This window comes from Pseudomaricurvus alcaniphilus (assembly GCF_011440395.1).
GTDB lineage: Bacteria > Pseudomonadota > Gammaproteobacteria > Pseudomonadales > Cellvibrionaceae > Pseudomaricurvus > Pseudomaricurvus alcaniphilus.
The window spans coordinates 169,564-185,570 of sequence record NZ_JAAOIX010000003.1; the positions used below are offsets into that span (position 1 = coordinate 169,564).

Below are 16,007 nucleotides of genomic sequence, written 5' to 3' on the forward strand. Positions count from 1 at the left end.
GGCGGCAAACCCTGCTATTAGCGCTATGAGCAGGGTGATTGGGTCAAAAAATATGCTATGATTTAGGTCTGTTTCAGTACCTTAGATAAACCGTTAAACACCGAGAGAAAGCGATGCGAGTAGGATTTGTAGGTTGGCGTGGGATGGTGGGCTCCGTGCTTATGGAGCGTATGCTGTCGGAAAATGATTTCGTGGATATCGAGCCGGTATTCTTTACCACTTCAAATGTTGGTGGTGAAGGCCCACAGATTGGCAAGGATATTCCGCCGCTCAAGGATGCCAGCGATATCGCCGAGCTGTCCGCCATGGACGCCATTATCTCCTGCCAGGGTGGTGATTACACCAAAGCGGTTTACCCCGAATTGCGCAAGAGCGGTTGGGAAGGCTACTGGATCGATGCGGCCTCCAGCTTGCGCATGGCCGACGATGCGGTGATCGTCCTCGACCCGGTCAATCACCAGGTGATTACCGAGGCGCTTGCCGGTGGCACGAAAAACTTTATCGGCGGCAACTGCACCGTGAGCCTGATGTTGATGGCCATGGGCGGACTGTTCCGCGAGGGCTTGGTGGAATGGGTTTCGGCCATGACCTACCAGGCCGCCAGCGGCGCTGGCGCCCAGAATATGCGCGAGCTGATCGCCCAGATGGGTGTGCTGCACGACTCCGTGCGGCCGGAGCTGGAAGATCCCGCCAGCGCCATTCTGGACATCGATCGCAAGATCGCCGAAATCATGCGCAGCAGCGATTTTCCCACTGATAAATTTGGTCACCCGCTGGCAGGTAGCCTGCTGCCATTTATCGATACCCAGTTGGCCAACGGCCAGAGCCGCGAAGAGTGGAAGGGTCAGGCGGAAACCAACAAGATTCTCGGCAATCGCAACAACCCGATTGCCATCGACGGCACTTGTGTGCGCATTGGTGCGATGCGCTGCCACAGCCAGGGCCTGACCGTTAAAATGACGCGCGATGTGCCACTGGCGGATGTGGAGGCGATTATTGCCGAAGCTAACTCCTGGGTGCGCGTGGTGCCCAACGATCGCGAGCAGTCGCTGGCTGGTTTGACGCCGACCAAAGTGACCGGGACGCTGTCTGTACCGGTTGGACGTCTGCGCAAAATGAGCATGGGGCCGACCTATCTCAACGCCTTTACTGTGGGTGATCAGTTGCTGTGGGGGGCCGCTGAGCCGCTGCGGCGCATGTTGCGTATCCTGCTCGAGTCCTGACTGTTAAAAGCTCTCCGCCGCTCGGGCGGGGAGCCCTTGCCTTTTATTTTGTTGCCATATTCTTGAGTAACGCCCCATCTGTTCTATCCTGAAAGAGATTGTTCCATGCCGCGCCGTGCCCCTGACACCCTTGTAATACCCGGTGTTGTGTTGTGCACTGCAGCATACGATCGGTTAAGCCCGGTTGCCCAGGCAGGCCGGAGCTGGCGGCTTTATTGATAAAACTCTATTTATAATGAATACTTACGAGGATTAGTGAAAAAGTGCGTAAGCTTTGGCCGCGCCCTGGCGGTCAACGGGGGCCTCGGGCTGGCAGTGGTCGGTGCGTACTCCCGCAATTTCGCTTCCCCGGGGTTTCAGCCAGGCAATGCTCAGTGGGACAATGCTTAGCGGGACAATGCTTAGCGGGACAATGCCCCGTCCGGCAGTGTCGAGCGAGGTTGTGCCAGCAGGGACTATGCCAGTGAGGCAATGTCCAGCAGGACAATGTTTAGCAGGACAATGTTTAGCAGGACAATGTTTAGCAGGACAATGTTTAGCAGGACAATGGTTAGCAGGACAATGTTTAGCACGACACTGTTTATTAACAGGAAAGTGTTTAGTAAAAATTGATTGGTGCGTGAGTGCCCAAACATGCAACATGCAAAAAAGGAAGATTTATGCGTCTCCGTAGGCTGGCATTAGCGGTAGGTCTGGCAAGTGCTTTCAGCACAAGCGTGACCAATGCCCTGGGATTGGGTGAAATCAAGTTATTGTCCAACTTGAATCAGCCGCTGGAAGCAGAAATAAAGTTGTTGCAGGTGAGGGATCTCAGCGAAAACGAAATCCTTGTCAGTCTCGCTTCCAAAGATGAGTTTCAGCGCGCCGGCATAGACCGCCTGTTCCTGCTCACCGATTTGAAGTTCAGTGTGCGCCTCGATGCGCCCACAGGCCCGGTGATTCGGGTCACAACTCGCAATCCGGTACGCGAACCCTATCTGAATTTTTTGCTGGAGAGTCAGTGGCCAAACGGTCGCATTCTGCGCGAATACACCGTCTTGCTGGACTTGCCGGTTTTTGCCGATCAGCGTCCGCAGCCTGTTCAAAGCGCCACCACCACCTCCCCGCGGTCAGCTCAGGGCAGCAGCCGACCGGCGCCAGCGCCATCTCGCGCCGTCAGCTCATCTGCCTCCAGTTCATCTGCGGCCAGTGGCGCCGGCGATGTCTATGGCCCGGTATCAGCCACAGACACGCTCTGGGATATCGCGTTAAAAGTCAGGCCGAGTCGCCAGTACTCGGTGCACAAGACCATGCTTGCCTTGCAGCGGCTTAACCCCGAGGCGTTTATCAACGGCAATATCAATATGCTGCGCCGCGGGCAGGTGTTGCGAATTCCTCGCGCCGCGGATATTGATCAGTACTCCCAGCAACAGGCCCTCAACGAAGTTGCCTTCCAAAACAATCAATGGGCCGGCGAGCAGCCGGAGCAGCCTGCGGCAGCGCAGCTGGATGCCACTGGCCGCAGCAAGCCGGCACCGGCACCGACAGCGGCCATTGAAGGTCGGGTCAAGGTGGCGACAGACACGCCCAGCGGCAATTTGCCCCAGGGCAGTGGCAGTGGGCAAGCGGGCGGCAGCGGTGCGCTGTTGCAGAAAGACCTGGCGGTATCACTGGAAGAGCTGGATCGGGCCAAGCGGGAAAACTCCGACCTGCAGAGTCGCGTGCGCGCCCTTGAAGAGCAGATTAAAACCATGGAGCGGCTGGTCGAGGTGTCCAGTCGCGAATTGCGGGCGCTGCAACTGCAGAGCGAACAGGGCAATCAGCAGGCAGCCGCGCCACTGGCTGGCACAGCTGCAACCGCCCCGGACACGAAGCCTGCCGCAGCACCGGCACGAGTTGACGCCGCTTCCGCCACCGCTGCTGGCGCATCCGGCCAGGGCCGGTCGTGGTTCGATTTTATCACCGACAACATTCTGTATCTCGGCGGTGCCCTGGTGGCGGTGCTGGCAGCGGTGCTGATGCTTCTGCGTCGTCGTGAGGAGGAAGAGGAGCCGGAGCTGGCAATGGCTGCGGCCGCGCCGGTGGCAGGTGTGGCGGTCGCTGGCGGGGAAGAGGACCTGTTGGATGTCGACTTGCCCGACGATGATGACGAAGAGTTACTGGCCGATGAATTGGGATTGGCAGAGGCTGAGCCGCAGAAACCTGTAGCCGCCGAACCGCAGACGGACGATGTGGTAGGTGAAGCGGATATTTACATCGCTTATGGCAAACTGGACCAGGCCAAAGCCATGTTGATGAAGGCTTTGGAGGTCGATCCGGACAATACTGTTGCCCGCCTGAAGCTGATGGAAGTGTTTGCCGAGGCCAATGACCTGCCGGCGTTCGATGAGCAGTACGCACAGATATCGGTTACCGGGGATGAGTCATCAATTGCCCGCGCTGATGACTTGCGCATGCACTTTGAAGATGTGCCGCCATTGGCAGAGGCTGGTGCTGCAGGGCTCGGCGCTGTTGATTTAGGCGCGGAAGACCTGGCCGAGCCGGACGTTGACCTTGATGAAGTCGACCTTGATGAAGTCGACCTTGATGAAGTTGACGTGAATGAAGTCGATCTGGATATAGCCGACTGGAGCAGCGCCACCGATACACCGAAAGAGGGGGCTGCAGCAGCCGCGTCGGCCGCTACAGAGCAGGTAGGCTTTGACGTCGCTGATGACGACTTTGGCAAGGCTGATGACAACTTTGGCGCAGATTTACAAGAGGAATCCTTTCCGGACCTGGCGCTGGACGACGATTTTCTCAACGACACATCTCTCGACGACAGTCTTCTCGATGACAGTGATCTTGGAGACAATGTCCTTGGAGACAATGTTCTTGGAGACAATGTTCTTGGAGACAATGTTCTCGACGACATTACTCCTGAAGACAGTTCTCTTGAAGACTTTTCTCTTGAAGATAAGGTTCTCGACGAGAATGCCCTCGAGCAGGAAATTGCAGATTTCGATTTCGACCTCGAACTGGATGAAGAGGATGCACTGGCGGCGCTGGACGACGGCGAATTGGACAGCCTGGCGCTGGATGACGCCGCGCAAAAGGGTGCCACAGAAGATGATCTCGATTTTGATTTTACCCTGGATGATCTCGACACAGGGGAAGAGGGTTCAGCGGCTGTCAGTACCAATGAATTAGCCGCCAGTAATGACAAGTTTGACCTGGATGCCGAGGAAATTGGTCTCGATTTCGTCGTTGACGGTGAAGTCCAGGATGGTGAAGGCCTGGATAGCGAGGACCTGGATTTCAGTCTCGGCGAGCAGGAGGCAGTGGCGGAGGCGGGCGAGGGTGCAACCGACCTTGAGGATTTCGCCGGGGCGTCGGATGAGAAGCCGGAGTTCGATGCAGGCGATGATGAAGCCGGCTTTGAGCTGGATTTTGAAAGCCTTGAGGGCGGCGGTGACCTGGCTTCTTCTGACCTGAATGATGAATTGCAGTCAGTGCAAGAGCCCGCAGAGCCGGAAATCGAAGCGGACAGCGATTTCGACTTGCAGGCAGAAGTGGATGACATTGACCTGGCTGCCCTGGATGAAGAGCTGGGTGCGCTGTCAGGGCTGGCTGAAGCCGATGAGTCCGCACCGGCCACTGAACTCACCACTGATGACCCTTTTGCCGAACTGGCCGGGGATGAGCTTGTTGGAGAGACTCCTGACCGGGACGCGCTTGACCGGGAGGCGATTGTCCGAGAGGCACAGGACGAGGCGGAGTTGACCGACGACGCATTTGCCGCGCTGGACGAGGAGCTGGAGCTCGAGGGCTTTTCCGACCTGGAAGACGATGTTGCCCCGGAAGGTGATGTTGCCCCGGAAGACGTTGCCGCGGAGTTCGGTGCTGAGTTAGCCGCAGCAGAAGAGGCCAGTGCGGCGACACCGGCAGAGGCAGCACCGGAGCCCTCGGATGACGAGCTCTTCTCGGCCGCGCTGGCGGATTTGCCCTCGCCTGAAGATGTGTTGTCCGGCGAGGAAGACGCGGCTGAAGAGGATGATTTTGATTTTCTCGCCGATACCGATGAGACCGCCACCAAGCTGGATTTGGCTCGGGCCTATATTGATATGGGGGATCACGAGGGCGCCAAAGACATTCTCGACGAAGTGGCCGAAGAGGGCGATGAGCAGCAGCGTCAACAGGCACAGGAGTTGATGTCCAGGCTGGGATGATGCCCGGCGTCCGTGCCGGTTGATCCGGTGGCGGGCGCTGACATCCCACAGCGGCCCGCCTCGCAGCGGCTAATTGTAAACTACCCGCGAAGTTAACAGCGCCGGGTACTGCCAAAACCCCTGGCAGGCCAGGTTATTCTTCGACGGCGCGGGATCGACCCGGCCGCCGGAATATGATTTTTGAAACCCCTTTCTATGTCCAACACTTACCCGCCGGTGCAAAAACCCTATACCCGCAACGCCGAGATTCTGGAACCGTCGGCCTTTCCGGCGGGCATGCACCGGGTGGCGCTGTGTGTCGAGTATAACGGCGCGCATTTTCACGGCTTCCAGCGCCAGGCCAGCGGCGTCGATACGGTCCAGCAGAGTCTGGAAAAAGCCTTGTCCAGTGTCGCTGCCGAACCCATTACCCTGGTCTGCGCCGGGCGCACCGATGCCGGGGTACACGGCACCAATCAAATTATTCACTTCGATACCCTGGCGCAGCGGCCGCTCAAGGCCTGGACCCGCGGGGTCAATGCCCTGCTGCCGGACAGTGTCAGTGTCAAGTGGGCGACGCCAGTGCCGCCATCGTTTCACGCGCGCTTCAGCGCGCGCCAGCGGACCTATCGCTATGTGATCAGCAATACCCCCGCCCGGCCGGCGCTGGCCTGTGAGCAGCTGACCTGGGTGCGGGAGCCGCTGGCGCTCGAGGCAATGCAAGATGCCGCGGTCGCGCTGGTGGGAGAGCACGACTTTAGCTCCTTTCGGGCTTCCCAGTGCCAGGCGCGCAGCCCGGTGCGGCGGGTGCACTACCTGCATATTGCCCGCCGCGGTGAGCTGCTGGTGATCGAAGTGCAGGCCAACGCATTTTTGCACCATATGGTGCGCAATATGGTCGGGGTCCTACTGGCTGTGGGCAGGGGCGAGCAGCCACCGGCCTGGGTGCAGCAGGTGCTGCAGGCCAGGGATCGCCGCCTCGCCGGGGTAACGGCCAAACCCAATGGCCTGCACCTGGTCGCGGTGGCCTATCCCGGCGAATTTCAATTGCCGGACTGCGTGCCCGGCCCGGTGTTTTTCAGTGAGCCGCTGGGCGGCTTTAGCGGCGCCTGACCCGATTGCTGGCAGCGCCAGCAAAAGAGCGGCGCAATTGATCCCTCTACAGCATTTTCAACGTAACTCTGGTAGTATTCGGCGCCTGCAACTGCTGTGGCAATGGGCCAGTGCAGTGTCGTGGTCCTCGTTGCAAGGTGAACTCTGTCAGCTATGTCCTCCTCTTCTACTGACTTCAGCACGCGGGTGAAAATTTGCGGTATTACCAGCGTGCAGGACGCCCTGCAGGCGGTGCAGGCGGGTGCCGATGCCATCGGCCTGGTGTTTTATCCGCCCAGTCCCCGTTGGGTTGACGCGCAAACTGCGCAGCGTATTGCCTGCGCGGTGGGGCCGTTTGTCACTGTGGTAGGGCTGTTTGTGGACGCTGAAGTTGCGGCGGTTGAGTCGATCTTGCAAACCGTACCGCTGCAGGTGTTGCAATTTCATGGCGGCGAGAGCGAGGACTATTGCCGCAGCTTTGGTCGCCCCTACCTGAAGGCCCTGCGCATGAAGCCGGGGCTGGACGTCGACGCCGCCATTGAGCGCTACCCCGGTGCGGTTGGTATCCTGCTGGATGCCTACCGCAAGGGGGTGCCGGGCGGCACCGGCGAGACGTTTGACTGGCAGCGGGTGCCCCGGCGCAGCCAGCGCAATATTGTCCTGGCTGGCGGTTTGAACCCGGACAACGTGCTGGCGGCCCTGGAGCAGACCGATGTCTACGGTGTGGATGTGAGCGGCGGGGTCGAGGCGCAGCCGGGCCGGAAAGATTTTGATAAAGTAGCGACGTTTGTACGTCGTGCCAAGACGGGAAAACTCTGAGCGGAGATAACCAGTGAGTAAAACAACCGAAAGTGCGGCTGTGGATTATTCCCAGTACCCCGATAAGAACGGCCACTTTGGCCCTTATGGTGGACGCTTTGTATCTGAAACCCTGATGCCGGCTCTCGACGAGCTGGAGCAAATGTACAATCGCCTCAAAGATGATCCGGAATTCCGGCGCGAATTTGACTACGATCTGGCGCACTACGTAGGCCGGCCGTCGCCGCTGTATTACGCCGAGCGCTGGAGCAAGCAGGTGGGGGGCGCGCGGATTTTCCTGAAGCGGGAAGACCTGAACCACACCGGCGCTCACAAGGTCAATAACACCATCGGCCAGGCCCTGCTGGCCAAGCACAGTGGCAAGTCCCGCATTATCGCCGAAACCGGCGCCGGCCAGCACGGGGTCGCCTCGGCCACTGTGGCAGCGCGGCTGGGTTTGAAGTGTGAAGTCTTTATGGGCGCTGAAGACGTCAAGCGCCAGTCGCTGAATGTCTACCGCATGAAGCTGCTGGGTGCCACGGTGCACTCGGTGACCTCAGGTTCGCGCACCCTCAAGGATGCCATGAATGAAGCCATGCGCGACTGGGTGACCAACGTCGATGACACCTTCTATATCATTGGCACCGTGGCAGGTCCCCATCCGTACCCGCTGCTGGTGCGGGATTTCCAGTGTGTGATCGGGCGCGAAGCGCGCCAACAATGCCTTGATATGACCGGCAAACTGCCGGACGCCCTGGTCGCCTGCGTCGGTGGCGGTTCCAATGCCATCGGACTGTTTCACCCGTTCCTGGCGGACGACAGCGTCAAGATCTACGGGGTGGAGGCCGGTGGCCACGGGGTCGAGACCGGTGAGCACGCGGCGCCACTGAACGATGGTGTGCCGGGTGTGTTGCACGGCAATCGCACCTACCTGATGGAAGATGAAGACGGCCAGATTATTGAAACCCACTCTGTGTCTGCCGGCCTCGACTACCCGGGCGTCGGTCCTGAACACGCCTGGTTAAAAGATATAGGCCGGGTCAAATACGTGGCCATCAACGACGACGAGGCGATGGCGGCATTTCGCACCCTGACCCGGGTTGAAGGTATTATGCCGGCGCTGGAATCCAGTCACGCCCTGGCCTATGCAGCCAAGCTGGCGGCCACCATGGACCCGGAAGAGGTCATTATCGTCAACCTGTCCGGACGGGGTGACAAGGATATTTTAACCGTCGCGCAACTCGACGGGATTGAGGTGTAGAAGTAAATGAATCGATTGAATGAGCGCCTGGCGCAATTGCGCCAGCAAGGACGCAAGGCCCTGGTGGTGTATATCGTCAATGGCGACCCTGCGCCAGAAGTGACCCTGGAGACCATGCACGCCATGGTAGCGGCCGGCGCAGATATTATTGAACTGGGAGTGCCTTTCTCCGATCCCATGGCTGAGGGGCCAGTGATTGCCCGCGGTCACGAGCGGGCGCTGGAGCACAAGGTCTCTCTGCGCGCGACCATAGAGGTGGTGAGGCAGTTTCGCGCCGTTGACCAGGCTACTCCGGTGGTGCTGATGGGGTACACCAATCCGGTGGAGCGAATGGGGTACGAGGCATTTGCCAGCAGTGCCAGCGCCGCCGGTGTGGATGGCTTGCTGACGGTGGACCTGCCGCCGGAAGAGGCCGGGGCGCTGCACAGTGAGTTGAAAAAAGCGAACATGGAAAACATTTTCCTGTTGGCGCCAACTACCAGCCAGGCTCGAGCAACCAGCATTGTTCGACTGGCCGGTGGCTTTCTCTACTACGTGTCGCTGAAAGGAGTCACCGGGGCCGGGCACCTGGATATCGGTGCGGTCGAGCAAAAGGTGGCGCAGTTGCGCCAGCTGACTGACTTGCCAATTTGTGTGGGTTTCGGTATTAAAGACGCTGCCACCGCCAAGGCCATTGCCAGGTCGGCCGACGGTGCCGTGGTCGGCAGTGTGCTGGTGGATAAGATGGGGTCAATGCAGGGGCAGGGTGCCGCGCAAATCGCCGCCGCCGTGGCCGAATTGATCAAGCCTATCCGCCAAGGGCTCGATGAGCTGTAAATTGCGGCTGGATGGCGACAAGGCAGACACCACAGACTGAGACAGGTGAATTATGAGCTGGATCAATAAGATTGTCCCCAACGTGAAGAAGTCGCAGCGCGAGAGAGGCCAGAGCAAGGTTCCCGAGGGGCTCTGGAAGAAGTGCGTCAAATGTGCAGCGGTACTCTACCGGCCGGAGCTGGAAAAAAACCTGGATGTCTGCCCCAAGTGCGATCACCACATGCGCATTGGCGCTCGTCGCCGCCTGGATGTGTTTCTCGACGAGGACAATCGCACCGAGCTTGGCACCGATATCGAGCCCGTTGATCACCTCAAATTCAAGGACATCAAAAAGTATAAAGACCGCCTCAGCGAAGCCCAGAAAAGCACCGGTGAGAAAGACGCCCTGGTGGCCTTTAAGGGCGAGCTGAAGGGCATGCCGGTGGTGGCGGTGGCTTTTGAATTCAATTTCCACGGTGGCTCCATGGGTTACGCGGTGGGGGAGAAATTTACCCGTGCCGCCCAGCTTGCCCTGGAGGAAGACATTCCCCTGGTCTGTTTCTCCGCCACCGGCGGCGCGCGCATGCAGGAGGCGCTGATATCGCTGATGCAGATGGCCAAAACCAGCGCCGTGATCGAGCGCCTGAAGCAGCAGGGTACCCCGTATATTTCAGTTATGACCGATCCGGTGTATGGCGGCGTGTCCGCCAGCCTGGCGCTGTTGGGCGACATCAATGCCGCCGAACCCGGTGCCCGGGCCGGGTTTGCCGGCCCCAATATTATTGAGCAGACCATTCGCCAGAAGTTACCGAAGGGGTTCCAGCGGGCGGAGTTCCTGCTCGATCACGGTGCCATCGATATGATTATTCCGCGTCACCAGATGCGGGAGCGGGTCGGGGCTCTGTTGGCGAAATTTACTGAGCGGCCGGCCGAGCAGCCCGCCGAGCAGCCGGCGGCCTGAGCGGTGCTGTCGCTGGTGGGGCAGCGCGAGTTGCGACTTGGCTGTGAAGGCCCTTGATTTAGCCCCTCGCCCGGGGCTTTTGTTTTTCTGCCCGGGGAGTTCCCCGCTGGCCCTTGTGATCAGACCCCATGTATGACCAGATTTAACAACCTGCAAGATTGGCTCAACTGGCAAGAGGGATTGCACAGCAGGGCTATTGATCTCGGCCTCGACCGGGTGCGGGCGGTAGCGGCCAAAATGCAGCTGTTACAGCCCGCGGCCAAAATCGTCACTGTAGCCGGCACCAATGGCAAGGGCTCCTGCGTGGCGACCCTGGAGGCGCTGCTGGTGGCGCGAGGGGTGAGCGTGGGAGCCTTTACCTCGCCCCATTTCCATCGCTACAACGAGCGCCTGCGGGTCGATGGCCAGGAACTCAGCGATAGCCTGATCTGCGAATCTTTCCAGCGTATCGATAGCGCTCGCGGTGACATCTCCCTGACCTACTTTGAGTTCGGTGCCCTGGCGGCGCTGGACCTGTTTCGCCGGCAGCGGGTCGAGGTGATGTTGCTGGAAGTGGGGTTAGGGGGGCGGCTGGATGCAGTCAATATACTGGATGCGGATATCGCGGTGGTAACCTCGATCGCCCTCGACCACCAGGACTGGTTGGGGTCGGACCTGCAGCAGATCGGCCGCGAAAAAGCCGGTATCTACCGGCCCGGGCGCTGGGCCATTTGTGCCGACCAGCAGGCGCCCGGCTCGGTAGAGGCGACAGCGAAGCAATTGGGCGCCCGCTGGCTGGCGATGGGTGCCGGGATGCAGATCGATGGCGGTGGCAGCGCGGAGCGCTGGACCTGGCGCGGAATAGATGACAGCGGCAGTCCCTTGCAACTGGCGGACTTGCCGCGCAGCGGGCTGCCGCTGGCCAGCGTGGCGGCGGCACTGCAGGCCTATGTGTTGTTGGGTTACCGCCCTGGCCCGGAGCTGGGGGCAGTACTGGCTGGCGTCACGCTGCCCGGCCGCTCCCAGGTTATCGAGCGCGATGGCGTCAGTTTTATTCTCGATGTGGCCCATAACCCGGCCGCTGCCGGTTACCAGGCGCAGCAATTGGCTGCCACTGGCGGGGCGGGGCGAACCTGGTGCCTGTGCGCGATAATGGCCGATAAGGACCAGCGCGGCATATTTGAGGTACTATTACCCCAGGTGGATGGCTGGCATGTGTGCGACCTGCCCGGTGTGGCCCGGGCGGCCAGTGCCACGGACTTGCTGGCGACGCTGCAGCAAACAGGCGGGCATGGCCAGACTCACCCCAGTGTCGAAGCGGGCTTGCAGAGTCTTCTGGCGACGGTGGAGAGGGGTGATCGAGTGCTGGTGATGGGGTCATTTTTTACCGTGGCCGCGGCGCAGTCGTTTTTTGAATCTGGTTCGCCGGTAAAGGTGTAGGTTGTGGATGAAGGGCTAAAACAGCGATTGATCGGCGCCTTTGTGTTGTTGGCACTGGGGGTTATCTTTGTGCCGGTTTTATTCGAGTCGGACTATCGCAATAAAGTCGACCGCACCACTCAAATACCGCCGGCGCCAGAGGTGGGCAGCGTGGTCATCGCGGAGCCGGAGCCGGTCCCGGAGATAGAGTCGGCGCCACCGCCCGAGCAGATGTACAGCTTGAGCCCCGCCGGGGCGACAGAGGGGCCGGCGGCGGTCCGGGATGAGGCGCCGGGCGCAGCGGCTGCACCAGCCCCGGTGCGGACACCGGACCGGGATATCCTCGACAGCAAAGGGGTCGCCAAGGCCTGGGCCGTGCAAGTTGCCAGTTTTAGCGAGCCGGAGCGAGCGACGGCCCTGCGCGACAAGCTGCTGGATGCCGGACACCCGGCCTTTTCCCGGGCTGGCAGCGGCAACCTGACCCGGGTCTACGTCGGGCCCAAAATTGATCGCCACAAGGCGGAGCAGTTAAAGCAGGAGCTGGACCGGGAGTTGCAGTTGCAAACGATGGTGGTGCGCTTTGCCCCCTGACCCGGTTGGCGTCGCGCCGGCGTTTTTTTGCATTGTTGGCCGTGACATGTGCGTCATCTTTGTTAAAATGCCGCCCTTCGAAACGGGCACCGACCTGAATAGCGTGGACTCATGAACTGGGCAGATTGGATTATCATCGGAATTCTCGCTATTTCCTGCCTGATCGGGTTAAAGCGGGGCCTGGTAAAAGAGGCAATGTCGCTGCTCTGCTGGATCGCGGCCTTTCTGATCGCCTGGACTTTCCACAAATCCCTGGCCACGCTGCTCGGTAACCTGATCGACACCGCATCGGTGCGTCACCTGGTCGCCTTTGCCGGGTTGTTTATTGCAACCCTTATTGTCGGGGCTTTGGTAAACTACCTGATCGGCGAGTTGATTCGAATTACCGGGCTGTCCGGCACTGACCGCTTGTTGGGTATGGTGTTTGGGCTGGCGCGAGGCGGTGCAGTTGTGCTGGCGCTGGTATTGCTGGTACCTATGATAATACCGGTGCAGCAGGACTCCTGGTGGCAGCAGTCCCAGGTCATCCCGCACTTTGTTGCCATGGAGGGTTGGGCCAGTTCCACCTGGAGCCAACTGACAAGCGGGGTCGCAGCCCTGTTCCAGTCCGGCTCTGGTTGAGTAAGTGCCTGTCGCGACACCGGCCTTTGGGCGGGATCCATATTCGTGCAGGCATGTCGCTGTGCCACAAACAGTAGGCGTCGCAGTAGGCGGCTACTAACCAAAGATATACTCGTAACCAAAGATTTACTCGAGTTTTGAGGAAAGACCTATATGTGTGGCATTGTCGGAGTCGTCGGGAAAGGTAACGTCAATTTGCAGCTTTACGATGCGCTTACCATGCTGCAGCATCGGGGCCAGGATGCGGCCGGTATCCTGACCTGTCACGGCAATAAATTTGCGCAGCAGAAATCCAACGGGCTGGTGCGCGACGTGTTTCGCACCCGCCATATGCAGCGGCTGGTGGGGCAGGTGGGTATTGGCCACGTGCGCTACCCCACCGCCGGCAGTTCCGGCCCGGCGCTGGCACAGCCCTTCTACGTCAACTCCCCCTACGGCATCGCCCTGGCCCACAACGGCAACCTGACCAATACGGAACAGGTCAGCGACGATCTCTACCGGGCTGACTTGCGCCATCTCAATACCGATTCCGACTCTGAAGTCCTGCTTAACGTGCTCGCGCAGGAACTGTTGAAAATCAACAAGCTAAAGCCCACCGCCGAGGATTTTTTCAGCGCCATCGGGGCCATGGAGAAACGAATTCGAGGCGGCTACGCCTGCGTAGCGCTGGTCGCTGGCTATGGCTTGCTGGCGTTTCGCGACCCAAACGGCATTCGGCCGCTGGTGTTCGGCAAGCGTGAAACCCCCCAGGGCACCGAGTATATGGTGGCATCGGAAAGTGTGGCTTTCGACGTGGTGGGTTACGAACTGATCCGCGACGTGCAGCCAGGGGAGGCCGTCTACATCACCACCGAGGGTGAATTGCACACCAAGCAGTGCAGTGAGGTGGCAAAGCTCACCCCCTGTATTTTCGAGCACGTCTACTTTGCCCGTCCCGATTCCCTGATGGACGGTATCTCGGTGTATAAGTCGCGCCTGCGCCAGGGCGAGCGATTGGCGGCCACCATTCTGGAGCAAAGGCCGGATCACGATATCGATGTGGTCATTCCCATTCCCGACAGCAGCCGGGTTGCCGGCCAGGCTCTGGCCCATTCGCTGGGGGTCAAGTTCCGCGAGGGGCTGGTGAAAAATCGCTATATCGGCCGCACCTTTATTATGCCCGGCCAGCAACAGCGAAAAAAATCAGTGCGCCAAAAGCTGAACCCGATTCGGCTCGAATTTGAAGGCAAGAACGTGATGTTGGTGGACGACTCTATCGTCCGCGGCACCACCTGCCAGCAAATTATCCAGATGGCGCGGGAAGCCGGTGCCAACAAGGTGTACTTTGCCTCGGCGGCGCCGCCGGTGCGCTATCCAAATGTTTACGGTATCGACATGCCCAGCGCCAGGGAATTGATCGCCCACGGGCGCACGGTGGAAGAGGTGTGCGCGGAAATCGGTGCCGATTGGCTGGTCTACCAGAGCCTGGAAGATTTGATTGCCGCCTCCAGCGAGGGCAACGAGAATGTCACCGAGTTTGATTGCTCGGTCTTTACCGGCGAGTATGTCACCGGCGATGTGGACCAGGCCTATCTGGATCAACTGGATTCGGCACGCAATGATGGCAACAAGCGCAAGTCGGACAAAGCTATTGAGCGGGGCTCCAATGCCCTGATCGGTCTGCACAATGACAACGCTGCAGAAGCGGGATAAGAAGCCGGTTTAATTGATTTGCGAACCTTTCCGGCGGGCGTTGCAGTCTGTCGCTGGAAAGGCGGGTCGCCACTGGTGTCGCTGCAGCGAGCACTGGCGGCGGGAATAACGATGCGGCAGCCCTGGGCTGCCGTTTTTTGCTTTGAGCTGGCCGCAGGGCGGTTGTTACTGGCAGGGCTGGCCGGCAGTAAGGAATCTGGACATGACCGATACAGAAAAAGACCTGTTTCTAAATGCAGGTATCGACACCCTGGCGGTGCGGGCCGGGCAGACCCGCTCCGCGGAAGGGGAGCACAGCGAGCCTATCTACACTACCTCCAGCTATGTGTTTGACTCCGCCGAGGCCGCGGCGGCGCGCTTCAGCGGGGATGACCCGGGCAATGTCTACTCCCGCTACACCAATCCCACGGTGCGCATGTTTGAGGAGCGGATAGCGGCGCTGGAAGGGGGCGAGATGGCGGTGGCGACATCCTCGGGCATGGCGGCCATTCTCTCCACCTGTATGGCGTTATTGCAGGCCGGGGATCACGTGGTCTGCTCGCGCAGCGTGTTCGGTACGACCACCGCCCTGTTCAACCGCTATATGCTGAAGTTCGGGGTCACTACCACCTTCGTCAATCCGGTCGACCTGGAAGAGTGGCGCAGCGCTATTGGTGCCAATACCCGCATGTTGTTTCTGGAAACCCCCTCCAATCCGCTCTGCGATGTGGTGGACTTGCGCGCCCTGGCGGCAATCTCCCGCGCCAGCAACTGCTTGCTGGTGGTGGACAACTGCTTCTGCACGCCAGCATTGCAGAAGCCGCTGCAACTGGGGGCCGATATCGTGGTGCACTCCGCCACTAAATACCTGGACGGCCAGGGGCGCTGTGTCGGCGGGGTGGTGGTCGGGCCGGAAAAACTGCTGCAAGACGTGCTGGTTTTCCTGCGCACCGCGGGCCCCTCCATGAGCCCCTTCAACGCCTGGGTATTTCTCAAAGGCCTGGAGACCTTGCGCCTGCGGATGGATGCGCACTGCGCAAATTCCATGGCGATCGCCAACTGGTTGCAGCAGCAGCCGCAGATTGAAAAAGTGTTTTACGCCGGCCTGCCGCAACACCCGGGCCACCAGGTGGCGGCGCAGCAACAGCGCGGTTTTGGCGCGGTCATGTCGTTCCAGGTCAAGGGTGGCAAGGCAGAGGCGTTCCGCTTTATCAATGCCACCCGCTTGTTGTCGCTCACCGCTAACCTCGGGGACAGCAAATCCACCATCGTGCACCCCGGGACGACCACCCACGGTCGACTCTCAGTGGAGGAAAAGGCCCAGGCAGGCATCACCGACAACCTGATCCGGGTAGCGGTGGGGCTGGAAGATGTGGCGGATATCCAGGCCGACCTGGCCCGCGGAATTGCGGCGCTGTAACAGCCATCCG

General features: G+C 59.9%; 12 protein-coding genes. All 12 read left to right on the top strand.

What is annotated here, in order from left to right; genetic code table 11:
- The first annotated feature begins 113 nt into the window (after nucleotides 1–113).
- The gene (asd, locus tag G8764_RS09100) at nucleotides 114–1,223 is read left to right on the top strand and encodes an aspartate-semialdehyde dehydrogenase (protein WP_166164311.1); all 1,110 of its coding nucleotides are present in this window, start codon (nucleotides 114–116) and stop codon (nucleotides 1,221–1,223) included.
- 659 nt (nucleotides 1,224–1,882) lie between these two features.
- Nucleotides 1,883–5,410, top strand: a complete 3,528-nt coding sequence (locus G8764_RS09105) for a FimV/HubP family polar landmark protein (RefSeq protein ID WP_166164312.1) — start codon at nucleotides 1,883–1,885, stop codon at nucleotides 5,408–5,410.
- A gap of 195 nt (nucleotides 5,411–5,605) precedes the next feature.
- Nucleotides 5,606–6,502, top strand: coding sequence for a tRNA pseudouridine(38-40) synthase TruA (gene truA / locus G8764_RS09110; RefSeq protein ID WP_166164518.1), 897 nt, complete (start codon nucleotides 5,606–5,608; stop codon nucleotides 6,500–6,502).
- A gap of 153 nt (nucleotides 6,503–6,655) precedes the next feature.
- Nucleotides 6,656–7,300 (top strand): phosphoribosylanthranilate isomerase, encoded by a 645-nt coding sequence (locus G8764_RS09115; protein WP_166164313.1) that lies wholly within the window; start codon nucleotides 6,656–6,658, stop codon nucleotides 7,298–7,300.
- 13 nt (nucleotides 7,301–7,313) lie between these two features.
- Nucleotides 7,314–8,540 carry a tryptophan synthase subunit beta gene (gene trpB, locus G8764_RS09120; protein WP_166164314.1) on the top strand — a complete coding sequence of 409 codons (1,227 nt, stop codon included), beginning with the start codon at nucleotides 7,314–7,316 and terminating at the stop codon, nucleotides 8,538–8,540.
- A gap of 6 nt (nucleotides 8,541–8,546) precedes the next feature.
- On the top strand, nucleotides 8,547–9,356 hold the full coding sequence (gene trpA / locus G8764_RS09125; protein WP_166164315.1) for a tryptophan synthase subunit alpha: 810 nt from the start codon (nucleotides 8,547–8,549) through the stop codon (nucleotides 9,354–9,356).
- A 52-nt stretch (nucleotides 9,357–9,408) separates the two neighbouring features.
- Nucleotides 9,409–10,296 (top strand): acetyl-CoA carboxylase, carboxyltransferase subunit beta, encoded by an 888-nt coding sequence (accD, locus tag G8764_RS09130; protein ID WP_166164316.1) that lies wholly within the window; start codon nucleotides 9,409–9,411, stop codon nucleotides 10,294–10,296.
- Nucleotides 10,297–10,428: 132 nt separating this feature from the next.
- Nucleotides 10,429–11,715, top strand: coding sequence for a bifunctional tetrahydrofolate synthase/dihydrofolate synthase (gene folC, locus G8764_RS09135; RefSeq protein ID WP_166164317.1), 1,287 nt, complete (start codon nucleotides 10,429–10,431; stop codon nucleotides 11,713–11,715).
- A gap of 3 nt (nucleotides 11,716–11,718) precedes the next feature.
- On the top strand, nucleotides 11,719–12,285 hold the full coding sequence (locus G8764_RS22930; protein WP_166164318.1) for an SPOR domain-containing protein: 567 nt from the start codon (nucleotides 11,719–11,721) through the stop codon (nucleotides 12,283–12,285).
- Nucleotides 12,286–12,396: 111 nt separating this feature from the next.
- Nucleotides 12,397–12,906 (top strand): CvpA family protein, encoded by a 510-nt coding sequence (locus tag G8764_RS09145; protein ID WP_166164319.1) that lies wholly within the window; start codon nucleotides 12,397–12,399, stop codon nucleotides 12,904–12,906.
- A gap of 153 nt (nucleotides 12,907–13,059) precedes the next feature.
- A complete protein-coding gene (gene purF / locus G8764_RS09150; RefSeq protein WP_166164320.1) occupies nucleotides 13,060–14,598 on the top strand; it encodes an amidophosphoribosyltransferase in 1,539 nt (512 codons plus the stop codon).
- Nucleotides 14,599–14,800: 202 nt separating this feature from the next.
- Entirely contained in the window at nucleotides 14,801–15,997 is a 1,197-nt protein-coding gene (locus G8764_RS09155) for an O-succinylhomoserine sulfhydrylase (RefSeq protein ID WP_166164321.1), read from the top strand.
- The last annotated feature ends 10 nt before the right edge of the window (nucleotides 15,998–16,007 follow it).